The following is a 15,924-nucleotide window of genomic DNA, read 5'->3' on the forward strand; positions in this document are numbered from 1 at the left end:
ATGAAGAGCAATACCATCCTAATCATTTTTGTTTCAGTAGTCGTCCTTGCCGCAGTTGGCTATATGTTGACCAGTGCTGAGGACCCTGAGGTTTATTTAGAAAAAATTGAAGCAGAAAGAGAAAGACAGTACAAGTTTATCCGATACAATATCGATTCGCCACTTTCTGATGAGCAAAAACAGAATTTCAAAGAGCTAGAATTCTATCCAGTTGACCCGCTTTATAAAGTGAAAGCTCGATTGATTTCTAATGAGGAAAAGCGGATGCGTGAAGTTCCTATGACAGATGGCTCAGTAGAAAAATACATTGAGCATTCCTATGCTGAATTTGAATTAAATGGGAAGACAAACCGTCTTTTGCTCCTTCAGTCAGTGGATGAAAAAGATATGCGGAATTTCTTCTTGGCCTTTGCTGACGAGACCAGCGGTCGGGAGACATATGGCGGTGGTCGCTATATCAATGTGAGACAAGATGGAAAGACTTCCATTACGATAGATTTTAATCTCGCATACAATCCATATTGCGCATACAATCCGGATTACGCCTGTCCTTTGCCTCCAAAAGAGAATTTATTGAACATTTCTGTAAAGGCAGGAGAGAAAAATTACAAAGATTAGCCTGAAAGGCTGTTCCAAATCTGTTAAATTTGTGAGCATTTCAAGGTAAAATGGGGTTCTCGAACCCTTTTTGTTTATGCGGCCGGAGCTTTTTCTGGCCAAACCCAATTATTCCATGAAAATTTCTATCAATCGATTAAAAAAATATATCCCACTAACTGAAAGTCCTGAGGAAATCGGCGCATTGCTGACCCAATCTGGATTGGAGGTAGAAGGGATAGAAGAATTTATTTCCATTCCAGGTGGACTGGAGGGGATTGTAATTGGAGAAGTTTTGACTTGTGTGAAACATCCCGATGCCGATAAACTTAGCCTGACTACGGTCGATATTGGAGAGGAAGAGCCTTCTCAAATCGTTTGTGGTGCTCCCAATGTTGCTCAAGGCCAAAAAGTTTTGGTAGCTACAGTTGGTGCAACTTTGTATCCAACGGAGGGAGATCCATTTACCATCAAGAAAGCAAAAATCAGAGGACAAGTTTCCCAAGGAATGATCTGTGCTGAGGATGAATTAGGAATTGGAACAAGCCATGACGGAATTATGGTATTGGATACCGACTTGCCTAATGGTACTCCTGCATCTGAATTGATTTCGGTAACCCATGATCAGGTTTTGGAAATCGGTTTGACTCCAAACCGTGCCGATGCAGCTTCTCATTTGGGAGTTTCAAGAGACTTGAAAGCTCTTTTGGGAAAAGACTTGGTGATAGATGCTGATCCTGAAATCAAAATTGAAGCTGAAGGCCCGAAGATTTCTGTTAAGGTAGAAAATGCTGATGACTGTCCGAGATATGCTGGAATCGTTGTTTCTGATTTGAAAGTGGCCCCTTCTCCGCAATGGTTGCAGGATTTCTTGAAAGCCTTGGATTTAGAGCCGATCAATAATGTTGTGGATATTACCAATTTCATTTTACATGATTTGGGACAGCCACTTCACGCTTTTGATGCGGATAAAATCTCAGAAGGGAAAGTCATCGTTAAAAAGCTTCCGAAAGACACCAAATTCATCACTTTGGATGAAAAAGAGCGCAAGCTTTCCGGGGAAGAATTGATGATCTGTGATCCAAATGGAGGAATGTGTATCGCCGGGATCTTTGGGGGGATTGGTTCTGGTGTGACGGACGAGACAACTTCTATTTTCTTGGAGTCTGCTTATTTCTCACCCGATGTGATCCGTAAAGGCGCTCAGTTCCATGGTCTGAAAACAGATGCATCTTTCCGTTTTGAAAGAGGAACAGATCCAAATATGCCTGTTTATGCTTTGAAGCAAGCAGTGAAATTGTTGCAGGAAATTGCAGGAGGAAAAGTGAGTTCTGAAATCATCGATTTGTACCCTAATCCTGTAGCGGATTTTGAGATCGATATAGAATATGGTCACATCAACCGTCTCATCGGAAAGAAAATTGATCCTCTTGAGGTGAAGACTATTCTGGAGTCTTTGGATATCCAAGTTGTTGATGAAACTGAAGCTGGTTTCAAGGCAATTGTGAAGCCTTACAGAGTAGATGTCACGAGAGAAGCTGATATCATTGAAGAAGTTTTGAGAATTCATGGCTTCCATCAGGTATTACTTTCTGATAATTTGAGTACTGATTTCTTAGCGGATCATCCGGTTAAGGATCTGAACAAATTACAATATCGTCTTTCAGAGATTTTGTCTGGACAGGGGTATTATGAGATGATCACCAATAGCTTAACCAAACCATCCTATTCTGAAAAGTCTGGATATTTGGATCCACAATTGAATGTAGAGATCTACAATAAATTGAGTGAGGATCTGGGAGTCATGAGACAGACTTTGCTATTCAGCGGGTTGGAAGTTTTGGCAAGAAATATCAATAGAAGACAGACTGATGTCAAGGCTTTTGAATTTGGGACAGTTTATCAAAAAGCAGAATCTGGATATCAAGAAGGCAAGAGATTGGCAATTTTCCACAGTGGGAATCGTTCTTCTGAGAGTTGGTTGGAGCCGGCGAGAGCTTTTGGTTTCTCGGATTTGTATTCCACTGTAGAAAGGATTCTGGAGAAGTTGGGTGTCCAAATTGGAGATGTTTCCATGATAGAAACTCAGCCATTTGCATACGGATTGAAGTTGATGCTTGGCCAGAAAGACCTGGGAATAATTGGTTTGGTAGATGACAAAATGTTGAAGTTGGCAGAAGTTCGTCAAGAAGTTTGGTTCGCTGAGTTGGATTGGGACTTGATCTGCAAAAAAGCTTCAGGATTGAAAAAATATCAGGAAATCTCCAAATTCCCAGAGGTAAGAAGAGACTTGTCTTTGGTAATTGATAAAACTATCAACTACGATTCAGTAAAATCCGTAGCATTAAAAGCAGGTGGAAGATTGCTTCAAAGAGTTGGTGTTTTCGATGTCTATCAAGGAGATAAAATCGAAGCGGGTAAGAAAGCCTATGCGTTGAGTTTTTATCTACAGGATCAGGAAAATACTCTGACCGATAAGGTAATTGATAAAACAATGAGTAAATTGATTCAGGCCTTCCAAAATGAGGTAGGCGCTGTTATTCGAACCTAAGAATATGATTCACGAGGAACTGCAAAAACTTGAAAAACTAGCTTATCAGGCTGGGCAAAAGCTTCAGGTGCTTTCTGAAGAAAATAGCCTATTGAAGCAAAAGATGGCGGATATGACAGCAGATTTGGAACAGAAGGAGCAGGAAATCGACCATTTTAAAAAACAGATTAAAATTAGTAACATTGTGGACAACCGACCGGTGAATCCAGGGGATTCGGCCGAAATGAGTGAATTAATCAATAATTATATACAAGAAATAGATCATTTGATCACCTACTTATCCGAGTGATATGGAGACACTTGCCATACGAGTCAAAATAGGGGATAGAGAATATCCTATGAGAGTCAAAGTGGAGGATGAAGCAAAAATCCGCCATGCTGGCAAATTGATCAATGAGAAATTGAGAAAATATAAAACTGAATTTGGTTTGGATGACAACCAGGATTTATTAGCCATGGTGGCTTTTGATTGCATGGTGGAATCCCTAGAAACCAATGAAGTAACAGCCGAGGATAGTGAACATATTCGCAGTAGTATCGCTAATATAAATTCCATTTTGTCTAAAGTTGTATAGTTGAAAAAATCCCACTGATTTCCCGAATTTTTCAGGATTCCTACAGGTTCATTTATATCCAAAACAACCTATGGGAGACGTACTATATATTATCCTGGCTGGCCTTGTTGGCCTTGGTGCAGGAGCTGCGCTTGCGGGCGTTTTTATTAAAAATAAACACAAGCAACTAGAAGAAGAGACTCGCGACAAAGTTAAATCTATGTTGAGAGAGGCAGAGATTTCTGCAGAGTCCATGAAAAAGGATAAAATCCTTGAGGCGAAAGAAAAGTACCTAAAGCTGAAATCGGAGTTTGATGATGAAATGTCCAAAAAGAAAAACATCATCATCACCAATGAAAACAAAGTCAAGCAACGTGAGCAGCAGGTAGCTAAAGAGCTTGAACAAGTGAAAAGAAAAGAAGCTGAGTTGGATTCCAAAAAGGAAAACCTAAACGCACAGCTTCATGCTGTTCAAGTCAAAAAAGACGAATTGGACAAAGTTACCAATCAGAGAATTGCAGATCTGGAAAAGATCGCAGGGTTGACTCGTGAGGAAGCAAGAGATCAATTGATCACCATGCTGACCGAAGAGGCTCAAACCAAGGCGTCTTCTCAGATTAAAGACATCTTGGACGAAGCAAAACTTTCTGCTACCAAGCAGGCGAAAAAGATTGTCTTGGATACCATCCAGAGAACTGCTACTGAGCATGCGGTTGAAAACTGCGTGTCTGTTTTCAATATCGATAGTGATGATATCAAAGGGAAAATCATCGGACGTGAAGGTAGAAACATCCGTGCTTTGGAATCTGCCACAGGTGTTGAGATTGTGGTGGATGACACTCCGGAAGCAATCATTATTTCAGGCTTTGACCCAGTAAGAAGAGAGATCGCAAGATTATCACTTCATAGATTGGTCCAGGATGGTAGAATCCACCCTGCAAGAATCGAAGAAGTAGTTGCTAAGACTGAGAAGAACATCGAAGAAGAGATTGTTGAAATCGGTGAAAGAACCTGTATCGATTTGGGAGTACATGGTTTGCATCCTGAGTTGATTAAAATGGTTGGCCGTATGAGATTCAGATCTTCTTATGGTCAAAACCTATTGCAACACTCCAGAGAGGTAGCGAAACTCTCCTCAACCATGGCTGCTGAAATGGGCTTGAATGCCAAGTTGGCGAAGAGAGCTGGCTTACTTCATGATATCGGTAAAGTATGGCCAGAAGAGCAAGAATTGCCTCACGCAATCTTGGGTATGGAGTTGGCTAAGCGATACAAAGAGCATCCTGAAGTTTGCAATGCGATTGGAGCTCACCACGATGAGATTGAGATGACTTCCATGATTTCTCCAATTGTTCAGGCTTCTGATGCGATTTCCGGTTCTAGACCTGGTGCTAGACGTGAGATCATGGATAGCTATATCAAAAGATTGAAAGAGCTGGAAGAGCTAGCACTTGGGTTTGATGGAGTAAACAAATGCTTTGCAATGCAGGCAGGTAGAGAGTTACGAGTTTTAGTAGATGCTGAGAACGTAGACGATCAAACTGCAGGTAAACTTTCATTTGATATCTCTCAGAAGATCGAGAAAGAAATGCAATATCCTGGTCAGATCAAAATCACTGTGATTCGCGAAATGAGAGCAGTGAATTATGCCAGATAAAATAAGAAAAACTACTATTTTAGAGCAGCTGGAAAACCAGCTGCTTTTTTTATGTTTTTAGAAGCCAGTTATCTTCAGTTAATCGGTGAGGCATTCGAAGGTCTCTATTTCCTGCTTTTTCATTATCGGTTGAAGCCTTCCGATATACAGCTTTTGGAAAAGCACTTTCCATATTATTCCAGGCTCAAACCACAACACCAAAGAGAGTTTCGGAAGAAATTGGAAATGATTATTTCCCAAAAGAAATTCATTCCCAGAGGTGGAATGAAAGAGGTTTCAATGGAAATGAAACTGATGATTGGAGCCTCCATTGTCCAGGTGACATTCGGGTTTTGGAAGGTCTTTTTAAGTCATTTCAAAAAGATTCTGATCTATCCAGATACCTATTACTCGACCATTTCCAAACAATATCATCGTGGCGAGGTCAATCCAAGGTTTGGGATGATTGTTTTTTCGTGGTCATGTTTTGTGAATGGCTTTGTAGACAATCAAGATGGAGTGAATCTGGGAGTTCATGAAGTAGCTCATGCTTTGAAACTTGAAAATCGAATTCATTACAATCAGGAAAGCAATTTCCTTCATCCAGGAGTTTGGAGAGATTTTTTAAAGCATTCGGAAACTGAAAAAGAAAATATACATAATGGAACCGATGACTTTTTCAGAGAAAGAGGTTCTGTAGATGAGGATGAGTTTTTTGCTGTTGCCTTGGAGAATTTCTTTGAAAGACCTGAGGATTTCAAGGCAAGAAAAAAGGAGTTGTACCATATTCTAGTCCAACTCCTTCGTCAAGATCCTATTACCTTAAAATCAGCCTAAGCTATCTTTTCTTCCAACTTTTCAAGGGATTGTACCAAAGACTCCTGAAGCCCTGGAAGCAAACTTAAATCTTGATCCCATAGGCTGGAATTCTGAAGAATAGAGTGGATCATTTTGCTCTTGTCAGGATTTTTCCATGCCACTTCGAAAAAAGTAATCACCTCCGCTGCATCATTCAAAGGCATGGTCTCGCCATTTACATCTCCTTTATAAAACAAGATCGTCGCAGCAAAAGCTGTAATCATTTTCTCTGGCCAAGCTCCATTTTGATTGTAGAAATCGAGAATTGAAGGGAGAACTCGAACTTTAAACTTTGAGATACTATTCAAAGCGATGGATTTCAATTCGTGACGGATAAAAGGATTGGCAAATCGTTCCAAGACTGCATTCGCAAAAGTCTCAAGTTCGCCTTTGTCCATATCCAAAATTGGGACGATCTCTGTTGCTATGAGCTCTTTGAGCCATGAGCCAATTTCTGGATGCTCCACCGACTCCCGGACAGTTTTCAGGCCCTGCAAATATGCATAAGGCACCAAACAAGTGTGCGCTCCATTGAGGATTCTGACTTTTCTAGTTCTGTAAGGTGTCAAATCATCTACGAAAGAAACATCCAGTCCAGCTTTCGGGAAAGGAAGTTCTTCCTGAATCTTCTCAGGTCCTTCGATCGCCCAAAAATGAAAAGGCTCAGCCATCACCTGAAGCTTGTCTTCAAATTCAATATCACTGCCATCTTTAGGGAAACCGGGGACAATTCTATCAACTAAGGTATCATAGAAATAAGAGTCTTCTTCAACCCACTTTGCAAAGCTTTCTGGTAGCTTCCATAGATCTACATATTGAAGGATACATTCCTTTAGTTTTTTGCCATTTTTCTCAATCAATTCACAGGGTAAAAAGTGAAGACCTTTTGATGAGTCTCCATCGAAAAACTGAAATCTCCGAAAAAGCAATGCAGTTAATTTGCCGGGGAAAGTTGCTGGTATTTCTTTGAAATCATCATCTCCAGAATCAAATTGGATTCCAGATTCTGTCGTGTTGGAAAGGATAAATCTTAAATCCGGGTTTTCTCCAAGTATCAGATAATCCTCGTAAGATTCATAAATGGAAGAATAAGATTGGATACAGGAAATCAAGGTTGTGTCTTCAAATACCTTCCCATTTTTCAGCCCTTTCTCTAGCACATGAAACAAGCAATCCTGCTCAATCATTTTTGGATCCGCTTTGGGAGAATGAATTTGCACTGTATGAATCCCCCCATCAAATAGGTTTTGATCGATCAGTTTTTGGATCATCCAATCTGCAAAGGCTCTCAAAAAATTACCATTACCATATTGGAGGATTTTGACAGGTCTAAAAGTGAAATCTACTTCTGATTTTGAAAGTGTTTTCATGAATTTTGATGATTAATAGGATTGGCAGGAAGAATTATTTTGGAAATATAGTAGATGCTAGTTTGTCTACTGTCCTGCAAATTAGAATAAACCAAATGAGCCCGGAATTATGGATAAGAAAATAAATAAGATGTTTCAAATCAATAGGTTGAAATTGGTTTTTGGAAAACAATTTCAACCCAAAATTTCTGGTTGATTGATTCTTTCATATGTGAGGAGTGAGTGCTTATATATCAAGTATTTATCTAGAAATAAGGTCAAATTGAATAAACTCCCGATCAGCCTTTGTTTAGAGTTCGGCTAATTTGGTGATTGAGTCTAAATTCTAATCTCATTCCAAAATGAATTGAAATCAATTTTAATTGAATTTTTTGTGCTGTTTGTGGAAGTGATTGCACAATGTTAAAATAAAGCCTTTAACTTAAACAGAATAGGGATTGAGGCTAAAGTGGGTCGCTTTGCTACTAAAACTGCCTATTCCATTGAAAGTGGAATCGCCGAATTGGATAGGTTTAGATTTGGCTGATACATCAAGATTTGAGTCTATCCAATTAACAACCAATAACAACCCAAAGTGATGAAATTAAAATTAACCAGCTCCATACTAATCATAATAATACTTCTCAGTCAGCCTCTAGTCAAAGCCCAGCAAAACCTGGAAGATATATATAAGGTAGTGGAGTTTGAGATGCCTAAAGTCAAAGTAACCAATTTTCCTGATTTCCATAGAAGCATTGTGGAGTTTGGGGCAGTTGGAGATGGTCTGACCAAAAATTCGGATGCTTTTAAACTGGCCATAGAGGAAGTTTCTAACAATGGAGGTGGAAAGGTGATTGTTCCCAGAGGAATTTGGCTAACTGGTCCAATCACACTTTTGAGTAATATTAATCTTCATTTGGAAGATGGAGCTTTGATTATTTTTAGTAGGGATAAAGAGGATTATCCATTGGTGGATACAAGTTTCGAAGGCCTAAACACTGTACGCTGTCTTTCCCCCATCAATGCCTATCAGGTGGAGAATATCGCCATAACAGGAAAGGGCACTATAGACGGAAGTGGAGATGCTTGGAGAGCAGTGAAGAGAGATAAAATGACAGAAAATCAATGGAACAATTTGGTGAAATCAGGTGGGATCGTCGAGGGTACAAACTGGTACCCTTCTCAGTCATTTTTGGATGGGTATCATGCCAGTAGTAGCTTTAATGTACCTGATATCAAGGACCGAAAAGAACTTGAGAAGATGAAAGATTTCCTTAGGCCAGTGATGGTCAGTATCCGTGAAAGTAAGCGTGTGCTTTTGGATGGTCCTACATTTCAGAATTCACCGGCATGGAACATTCACCCATTGATGAGTGAAGATGTGATCATCAGAAATCTGAATATTAGAAATCCTTGGTATTCCCAAAATGGAGATGGTTTAGATTTGGAATCCTGTAAAAATGCTTTGATCTACAATAATACCTTTGATGTAGGAGATGATGCCATCTGTATCAAATCTGGTAAGGACAAGGATGGTCGGGATCGGGCAATTCCCACTGAAAATGTTATTATCAAAAATAACTTGGTTTATCACGGACATGGAGGAGTGACTGTGGGTAGTGAAATGTCCAGTGGAGTGAAAAATATTCATATATCCAATTGTACTTTCATGGGTACAGATATAGGATTGAGATTCAAAAGTACCCGGGGACGAGGTGGCATTGTAGAGAATATTTGGATTTCCAATATAGATATGATTGGTATTCCGACTGAAGCAATCGGGTTCAACATGTTCTACACAGGAAATAGCCCGATCATAGAAGGAGACCAAAGTGAAGAAGATGAAAAAAGACAGGAAAATATAATTCCAGTGACTGAAGAAACTCCCGTTTTCAGAAATATCAGTATGAAAAACATCCAAGTCACCGATTCAGAAACTGCGGCATTTTTTATGGGGCTACCTGAAATGAAATTGGAAAATGTGCGATTGGAAAACGCTGTCTTAGATGCTAAAAATGGGATTAAAGCAATTGATGCTTCAGGTCTAGAACTCATCAATATAAAGATTTTAGGAACCAATGAGGTGCCTCTGACTATTTATAATAGCCAAAGAGTAACTGTCAGCGGGTTCAAATTCGAAGAAAACGGAAAGCCTGCAGTGTGGGTTTTGGATAATTCTAATCAAGTAGAGTTGGATAAAGCAGATTTTTCTAAACCAGACCAGATATTAAAAGGAACCGGACTTCCTGCAAATGCAGTAAAAATGAATTGATATGAAGTTAATTGTAATCCTGATTTCTTTATTTTCCCTTTTTGTTGTCACCATATTCGAAAGTGATGAGCCCCAGAAGGAGATCACTGTTTTCATGGTTGGAGATTCGACCATGGCTGATAAACCTTATGCAGGTAGCAATCCTGAGAAAGGATGGGGACAGGTTTTTCCACTTTATTTCAAAGAAGGAATTCGCTTTGAAAACCATGCAAAAAATGGGAGAAGCGCAGCAAGTTTTAGAGCAGAAGGGAGATGGGATACAGTGATGGATAGGCTGAAAGCCGGAGACTATGTGATTATCGAATTTGGGCACAATGACGAGAAAATCAATAAAGAAGATAAAGACGCCTATGCCGATTCCACTTTTCGCCAAAACCTAACTCGATTTATCAAAGAAGTAAGAGAAAAAGGGGGAAAGCCCGTGTTAGCTACCCCGATCTCAAGGAGAAGTTTTAATCAAAATGGATTTTTGACAGATACTCATGGAAAATATTCGGTAGTGGTTCGTGAGGTGGCAAGAGATAAATCTGTCCCACTTTTAGAACTCCATAAAAAGACCATTGCTCTGATTGAACAATTTGGTCAGGAGAAATCCAAAGAGCTGTTTTTACATTATAGACCGGGAGATTATTCAGTTTTCCCCGAAGGAAAAGAAGACAATACTCACCTTTCTCCAACAGGTGCATTTAAGGTCAGTGATTTAGCAGTGGAGGAATTGAAAAGGGAATTGCCGGAATTGGTGAAATATTTAAAAGACTAAAACAAGACAAATGAAATTTGAACATTTTGCTATCAATGTACCTGATAGCCAGGCTACATCTTTATGGTATGAGGAGCATTTGGGTTTGACTGTGAAAAAGAAAATGGTTGAGTCACCATTTATGACTTTTTTGGCAGATGATAGCGGGACGGTCATGTTGGAGATTTATAGCAATCCCAAAGGTGAAACTTTGGATTTTGTAGGATTACATCCTTTGGCAGTTCATCTGGCATTGGTTTCTGAAGATCCGTCGGCTGATAAAAAACGGTTGATTGAAGCTGGAGCGACTGAGTTTTCTGATGATATTTTGCCAGATGGATCACATTTGGTGATGCTGAGAGACCCTTGGGGGATTTGTCTTCAGCTTTGTAAAAGAGCTGTTCCGATGATCTAAATTTCCTTTGAGCTTCATTCTAAATTCCTTAAAATAAGAATTATGGGCGATTTTTTGATCTCGTACGATGAATTGCAACAGACTATAAAAGAAGTCCTGGTCCAGTTTGGGTTTTCTGATGAAAGAGCAAATCAAAGCGCTCATTTGTTTGCCAAGACGGACCTGGATGGTGTTCGTTCCCATGGTATCAATCGGTTTCCTGTTTTTCTAAAATATATTGAAAAAGGCTATGTAAATCCTCACATGGAACCATTCTTAGAAAGCAGTATTGGTGTTTTTGAAAGGTGGGATGGTCAGTTGGGGCCGGGAAATTTAAATGCGAGTTTCGCAATGTCCCGCGCTTTGGAAATCTCTGAGAGTTTTGGGATAGGCTGCGTGGCTTTGAGGCAAACCAATCATTGGATGCGAGGAGGAAATTTTGGCTGGCAAGCTATAGAGTCAGGGAAAATAGGAATATGCTTCACCAACACCAAAGCCAATATGCCGGCCTGGGGCGGAAGTGAACCAAAGCTCGGGAATAACCCTTTGATCGTGGCCATTCCAAGAAAGAAAGGTCCAATTGTGTTGGATATGGCCATGTCTCAATTTGCTTATGGAAAGCTTTCTAATTATGCTCGAGCAGGAAAGAATACTCCTTATAAAGCAGGTTTTGATACAGATGGTAATTTGACGAAAGATCCCAATGTGATTATTGAGAATGAGATGGCTTTGCCTGCAGGAATGTGGAAAGGAGCAGGATTGTCTTTGGTTTTAGATTTATTAGCTTCGATTCTTTCAGGGGGTGATAGTACCCATGAGGTTGATAAATCTGGGGTTGAAAAAGGCTTGTCTCAAGTGTTTTTAGCTTTGGATCCAAAGAAACTGGAGCTAGAGGAGTGGGCAGAAACCAAAGCTGAATCAATCATTCAGGATCTAAAAAGCTCCCAAGTTTTTGAAGGAAAAGAAGTTTTTTATCCAGGGGAGAATGTCCTTCGAAATAGGCAAATGAATTTAGACTCTGGAATCCCAGTGAATCAGGAAGTCTGGAATGAAATTTTAAAATTTAAAGAATCATGAAAAAATACGGAGTAGGAATAGTCGGCACAGGTGCAATTACGGGAAAGCAAATTGAGGCAGTAAATGGCTTGACCAATGCGGAGGTTTTGGCACTTTTTAATCCCAATCCAGAATCTGCAAAGCGTGCTGAGGAAAAGTTTCAAATGAAAGTGGATACCGACATGGATCAATTCCTTTCTACTCCGGGAATGGATATAGTTTGCATTTGCTCTCCGAGTGGACATCACTTGATCCCTTCCATTGCCGCAGCCAAAGCTGGAAAGCACTTGGTCATAGAAAAGCCGATCGAAGTGACTTTGTCACGATCCGATGAGTTGGCAAAAGTTGCTGAGGAAAACAATGTTAGGCTAGAGGTGATTTTCCAAAACCGATTTTCAGAGGATTATCAAAAAATAGTGGAAGGAGTCCGAAATGGCAGTTTCGGAAAGCTCTTGTTGGTCAATGCACATATCAATTGGTATCGATCGGAGGAGTACTATGCAGGTAGCCAATACAAGGGTACAATTGAAGGAGATGGAGGTGGTGCTCTGATCAATCAGGCGATCCATACATTGGATTTGATGTTGAATATTACCGGGGATGTCAAGTCTGTCAATGCCAAAGTGAAAACTTCATTCCACGACATTGAAGCTGAAGATTTGGCCATGGCAATGGTGGAATTCAAATCCGGAGCATTGGGAAGTATCACTGCTGCTACTGCGCTTTACCCAGGTTATCCTGAGAGGCTAGAAGTTTTTGGAAGTAAAGGAAGCACGATTTTGGAAGGGGGAAAATTGATTGCCTGGAATATAAAAGGAGAGAGGCCTTTGGAAATTAAAAATGAGGCAGAGGGCTCCGGAGCGGCTGACCCAATGGCTATTGGGCATCAATTGCATCAGGCCCAGTGGAAGACGTTTTTGGAGGCTCTTGATTCAGGTAAACCAAATAAAGTAGACGCAAAAATGGCGAGAAAATCGGTAGAATTGATCCGAGGGATCTACCTATCTTCTCGCCAAAATAAAACGATTGAGTTTCCTTTTATTGATTAAAGGGAAACTCCTCTTTTCCAAGGGATAAAGTCGTCTTGCTCCAATTGCTGGGCTTTGGTTTGTTTTTCACCGCTTGCTACTTGGATCACATATTCCAGAATTTCCTCGCCGACATCCTGAATGGATTTTTCGCCGGAGATAATTCCTCCTGAATCGATATCGATGATGTCAGGCATTTTTGTAGCCAATTTAGTGTTGCTTGAGATTTTCACAACCGGGCTGACAGGGTTTCCGGTAGGAGTTCCCAATCCAGTAGTAAACAAGATCACGTTACATCCGGCACCTGCCATAGCTGTTGTAGATTCTACATCATTTCCAGGAGTACATAGCAAAGTAAGTCCAGGATTCTTCACAAATTCTCCATAATCCAAAACATCTTGAACTGGTGATGTACCACCTTTTTTGGCTGCTCCTGCAGATTTGATAGCATCTGTGATCAAGCCATCTTTGATATTTCCCGGGGAAGGATTCATGTCAAACCCTGATCCTACAGCTTCGGCTCTAGAATTATAGGATTCCATCAAATGAGCGAATTTTTCAGCCTTTTCATCATCCACACATCTGTTGATCAATTCTTGTTCTACACCGCAAAGTTCAGGGAATTCAGATAGAACAGTGCTTCCACCAAGTGTTACCAACAAGTCTGAAGCGTATCCTACTGCTGGATTGGCAGAGATTCCAGAGAATCCATCTGATCCACCACATTCAAGTCCCATCACCAAATGGTTCAATTGTGCCGGTTTTCTCTTTTGCTCATTGACTTTGGTGAGCTCCAAGAAAGTGCTCTTGATAGCCTTGGTCAACATTTGAGCTTCTGTTCCTTCATTTTGCTGCACAAAAAGAAGGGTTGGCTTTCCATGATTCGGACTGAATTGATTCAGTTTTTCGAAAAGGGTTTCTGCCTCTGCATTTTGACAGCCCAAGCTAAGAATAGTGGCTCCTGCCACATTTGGATTGGCGATATAGCCCGCCAACAAAGCACAAAGGGCTTCAGAATCCTGACGGGTTCCACCACAACCTAGTTGGTGAGTGAGGAATTTAATGCCGTCAATATTGTCGAAAATTCTTGAGGAGGCAGAGGAATCAGAAGGGCCGGAGGCAAGACTTTCGATAGCAGATTGGTTGCCCTTTTTATAAAGGTCAGCCATTTCTCTTACCAAGTTTTTGTAAGGGTTGGTTTTGGCAAAACCCAACTCTTCCAAAAATGCTTCTTTGATGACGCCTACATTTCTGTTTTCACAAAAAACTAGAGGAATAACTACCCAATAATTACGAGTTCCTACTCTTCCGTCATTTCTATGGTATCCCATAAAAGTTTTGTCCTTGAATCGGCTGATGTCTGGCTTGATCCAGTCCAGATCTGCAGACTTTTCTCCGAAGGCAGTGGTTTTATGGGCGATATTTTCAATAGTCAAGGCACTTCCAGCTTCAATGTTTTCCAAAGCTTTGCCTACTGTGATGCCATACATAATGATTTCATCTCCCGGCTCAAGATCCTGAAGAGAAAGTTTATGTTTGGCAGCGATGTGATCTTTTAATGTTAATTGAGAATCTCCAAAAGTCAATGTACTCCCTGCGTCCAAATCTCTAAGGGCCACTAACACATTGTCACTTGGATGTATTTGCAAACTTTCCTTGCTCATATAATATTTGGCAAAATAGGTTGGGTTGAGGTTTTAGTTCAGCCCCTAAAGGTCTTTTATTTTTTTGAAATTTTTGAAAAATATATCAAAAGATGTTCCCTACAGTTGATTTTACCCAACAATAGGCAATTCGGACTATTATTAAATAAAAACAATCGTTTCCGTAATTCTTCGGGTTTTTCCGCTCAGAAAAAGTTATACTTGTTGAAGAGTAGTTGAACTTTTATGCATCATAAACCCCAAATTCGTAACCTTCTTATTTGTTTTCTTTTAGTTGTGATTGGAGCCTGTCAAGGGCCTCAGACTAAAAAGATTATCAAAATGGGCCATGCCCAAGTTACCTCCCATCCCGTGCATGCTGCCATGCTTTATTTGGCGGAGCAAATTGAGAAAAAATCTGATGGACAAATCATCGTCAAGGTCTACCCAAATCAGCAATTAGGAACAGAAAGAGAACTTCTGGAACTTCTTCAGATAGGTAGTTTGGGAATGACCAAAGTTTCTGCTTCCGCCTTGGAAGGTTTTGCTCCTACCATGCAGGTGTTTGGAATGCCATATCTTTTTAGAGATGATGACCACCAAGAAAAAATTCTCAACGGTGATATTGGAAGACAACTCCTTTTGGATGGAGAGGAATATTGGTTGAGAGGCTTATGTTATTATGACGCAGGAAAGCGAAGCTTTTATACCAAGGATAAGCCAGTTGAGACACCAGCGGATTTGGCAGGCTTGAAAGTCCGAGTAATGGAAAGCCAGACTGCTTCCAACATGGTAAAAGCTATGGGAGGTTCTCCCACACCGGTTTCTTATGGTGAGCTCTATACGGCTTTGCAACAGGGAATAGTGGATGCCGCAGAAAACAATGCACCTAGTTTTTACAATTCCAAGCACTACGAGGTATGTAAATTTTATAGCCTAGATGAACATACAGCAATTCCTGATGTGGTAATTATTAGCACGAAGGTTTGGAATCTATTGAGCCCACAGGAGCAAGAATGGGTGCAGGAAGCAGCTTATGAGTCTGCAGCTCATGAGAAGAAACTTTGGGCTGAATCCACTGCGGAATCTTTGCGAGAATTGGAAAAAGCAGGTGTTACAATCACTCATCCGGACAAAGAACCTTTCCGAAAGGCTGTAGAAGGGGTATATGATCAACTGAAAGTTGAGCAGCCTGAAATCTATGAGATCGTGCAGGCAATCCGAGAAGTACAATAATAAATCCAAAA

Annotated in this window: 14 protein-coding genes; 12 read left to right on the forward strand and 2 right to left on the reverse strand. The window is 40.4% G+C overall.

Features of this window, described 5'->3' with window-relative positions; translation table 11 throughout:
- The 6 genes from O0V13_RS14900 (at position 1) to O0V13_RS14925 (ending at position 6,175) form a co-directional block, all read left to right on the forward strand.
- Positions 1 to 618, forward strand: coding sequence for a DUF1684 domain-containing protein (locus O0V13_RS14900; protein WP_268035760.1), 618 nt, complete (start codon positions 1 to 3; stop codon positions 616 to 618).
- 115 nt (positions 619 to 733) lie between these two features.
- Positions 734 to 3,148, forward strand: a complete 2,415-nt coding sequence (pheT, locus tag O0V13_RS14905; RefSeq protein ID WP_268035761.1) for a phenylalanine--tRNA ligase subunit beta — start codon at positions 734 to 736, stop codon at positions 3,146 to 3,148.
- 4 nt (positions 3,149 to 3,152) lie between these two features.
- A complete protein-coding gene (locus tag O0V13_RS14910; protein ID WP_268035762.1) occupies positions 3,153 to 3,437 on the forward strand; it encodes a hypothetical protein in 285 nt (94 codons plus the stop codon).
- Position 3,438: 1 nt separating this feature from the next.
- On the forward strand, positions 3,439 to 3,723 hold the full coding sequence (locus O0V13_RS14915; RefSeq protein WP_268035763.1) for a cell division protein ZapA: 285 nt from the start codon (positions 3,439 to 3,441) through the stop codon (positions 3,721 to 3,723).
- A gap of 70 nt (positions 3,724 to 3,793) precedes the next feature.
- A complete protein-coding gene (gene rny / locus O0V13_RS14920; protein ID WP_268035764.1) occupies positions 3,794 to 5,359 on the forward strand; it encodes a ribonuclease Y in 1,566 nt (521 codons plus the stop codon).
- 51 nt (positions 5,360 to 5,410) lie between these two features.
- The gene (locus tag O0V13_RS14925; RefSeq protein ID WP_268035765.1) at positions 5,411 to 6,175 is read left to right on the forward strand and encodes a zinc-dependent peptidase; all 765 of its coding nucleotides are present in this window, start codon (positions 5,411 to 5,413) and stop codon (positions 6,173 to 6,175) included.
- Here the strand turns inward: O0V13_RS14925 and O0V13_RS14930 are convergent.
- Entirely contained in the window at positions 6,172 to 7,566 is a 1,395-nt protein-coding gene (locus tag O0V13_RS14930; protein ID WP_268035766.1) for a tagaturonate reductase, read from the reverse strand. The two genes, O0V13_RS14925 and O0V13_RS14930, sit on opposite strands and share 4 nt — an antisense overlap.
- A gap of 577 nt (positions 7,567 to 8,143) precedes the next feature.
- Between O0V13_RS14930 and O0V13_RS14935 the strand changes: the two genes are divergently transcribed.
- From O0V13_RS14935 to O0V13_RS14955, 5 genes are read left to right on the forward strand one after another with little or no spacing between them, the layout of a single operon-like run.
- On the forward strand, positions 8,144 to 9,817 hold the full coding sequence (locus O0V13_RS14935) for a glycoside hydrolase family 28 protein (RefSeq protein ID WP_268035767.1): 1,674 nt from the start codon (positions 8,144 to 8,146) through the stop codon (positions 9,815 to 9,817).
- Between the two features lies 1 nt (position 9,818).
- The gene (locus O0V13_RS14940) at positions 9,819 to 10,577 is read left to right on the forward strand and encodes a rhamnogalacturonan acetylesterase (RefSeq protein WP_268035768.1); all 759 of its coding nucleotides are present in this window, start codon (positions 9,819 to 9,821) and stop codon (positions 10,575 to 10,577) included.
- Positions 10,578 to 10,587: 10 nt separating this feature from the next.
- Complete coding sequence (locus tag O0V13_RS14945; RefSeq protein WP_268035769.1) at positions 10,588 to 10,971, forward strand: VOC family protein; 384 nt, start codon at positions 10,588 to 10,590, stop codon at positions 10,969 to 10,971.
- Positions 10,972 to 11,013: 42 nt separating this feature from the next.
- Positions 11,014 to 12,027 (forward strand): 3-dehydro-L-gulonate 2-dehydrogenase, encoded by a 1,014-nt coding sequence (yiaK, locus tag O0V13_RS14950; RefSeq protein ID WP_268035770.1) that lies wholly within the window; start codon positions 11,014 to 11,016, stop codon positions 12,025 to 12,027.
- Positions 12,024 to 13,055, forward strand: a complete 1,032-nt coding sequence (locus O0V13_RS14955; RefSeq protein ID WP_268035771.1) for a Gfo/Idh/MocA family protein — start codon at positions 12,024 to 12,026, stop codon at positions 13,053 to 13,055. The genes yiaK and O0V13_RS14955 overlap by 4 nt, the downstream gene beginning before the upstream one ends.
- Here the strand turns inward: O0V13_RS14955 and O0V13_RS14960 are convergent.
- The gene (locus O0V13_RS14960; protein ID WP_268035772.1) at positions 13,052 to 14,698 is read right to left on the reverse strand and encodes a UxaA family hydrolase; all 1,647 of its coding nucleotides are present in this window, start codon (positions 14,696 to 14,698) and stop codon (positions 13,052 to 13,054) included. The two genes, O0V13_RS14955 and O0V13_RS14960, sit on opposite strands and share 4 nt — an antisense overlap.
- 321 nt (positions 14,699 to 15,019) lie before the next feature.
- Between O0V13_RS14960 and O0V13_RS14965 the strand changes: the two genes are divergently transcribed.
- Complete coding sequence (locus O0V13_RS14965; RefSeq protein ID WP_326492735.1) at positions 15,020 to 15,913, forward strand: TRAP transporter substrate-binding protein; 894 nt, start codon at positions 15,020 to 15,022, stop codon at positions 15,911 to 15,913.
- Positions 15,914 to 15,924 lie beyond the last annotated feature (11 nt).

Source organism: Algoriphagus sp. PAP.12, from assembly GCF_026652115.1.
GTDB lineage: Bacteria > Bacteroidota > Bacteroidia > Cytophagales > Cyclobacteriaceae > Algoriphagus.

What these genes read in the sequence shown, in the direction of transcription:
- pheT (WP_268035761.1), top strand. Translation starts at nt 734, where the DNA reads ATGAAAATTTCTATCAATCGATTAAAAAAATATATCCCACTAACTGAA.
- O0V13_RS14930 (WP_268035766.1), bottom strand. Translation starts at nt 7,566, where the DNA reads ATGAAAACACTTTCAAAATCAGAAGTAGATTTCACTTTTAGACCTGTC.
- O0V13_RS14960 (WP_268035772.1), bottom strand. Translation starts at nt 14,698, where the DNA reads ATGAGCAAGGAAAGTTTGCAAATACATCCAAGTGACAATGTGTTAGTG.
- O0V13_RS14915 (WP_268035763.1), top strand. Translation starts at nt 3,439, where the DNA reads ATGGAGACACTTGCCATACGAGTCAAAATAGGGGATAGAGAATATCCT.
- yiaK (WP_268035770.1), top strand. Translation starts at nt 11,014, where the DNA reads ATGGGCGATTTTTTGATCTCGTACGATGAATTGCAACAGACTATAAAA.
- O0V13_RS14955 (WP_268035771.1), top strand. Translation starts at nt 12,024, where the DNA reads ATGAAAAAATACGGAGTAGGAATAGTCGGCACAGGTGCAATTACGGGA.
- rny (WP_268035764.1), top strand. Translation starts at nt 3,794, where the DNA reads ATGGGAGACGTACTATATATTATCCTGGCTGGCCTTGTTGGCCTTGGT.
- O0V13_RS14945 (WP_268035769.1), top strand. Translation starts at nt 10,588, where the DNA reads ATGAAATTTGAACATTTTGCTATCAATGTACCTGATAGCCAGGCTACA.
- O0V13_RS14925 (WP_268035765.1), top strand. Translation starts at nt 5,411, where the DNA reads ATGTTTTTAGAAGCCAGTTATCTTCAGTTAATCGGTGAGGCATTCGAA.
- O0V13_RS14940 (WP_268035768.1), top strand. Translation starts at nt 9,819, where the DNA reads ATGAAGTTAATTGTAATCCTGATTTCTTTATTTTCCCTTTTTGTTGTC.
- O0V13_RS14900 (WP_268035760.1), top strand. Translation starts at nt 1, where the DNA reads ATGAAGAGCAATACCATCCTAATCATTTTTGTTTCAGTAGTCGTCCTT.
- O0V13_RS14910 (WP_268035762.1), top strand. Translation starts at nt 3,153, where the DNA reads ATGATTCACGAGGAACTGCAAAAACTTGAAAAACTAGCTTATCAGGCT.
- O0V13_RS14965 (WP_326492735.1), top strand. Translation starts at nt 15,020, where the DNA reads ATGGGCCATGCCCAAGTTACCTCCCATCCCGTGCATGCTGCCATGCTT.
- O0V13_RS14935 (WP_268035767.1), top strand. Translation starts at nt 8,144, where the DNA reads ATGAAATTAAAATTAACCAGCTCCATACTAATCATAATAATACTTCTC.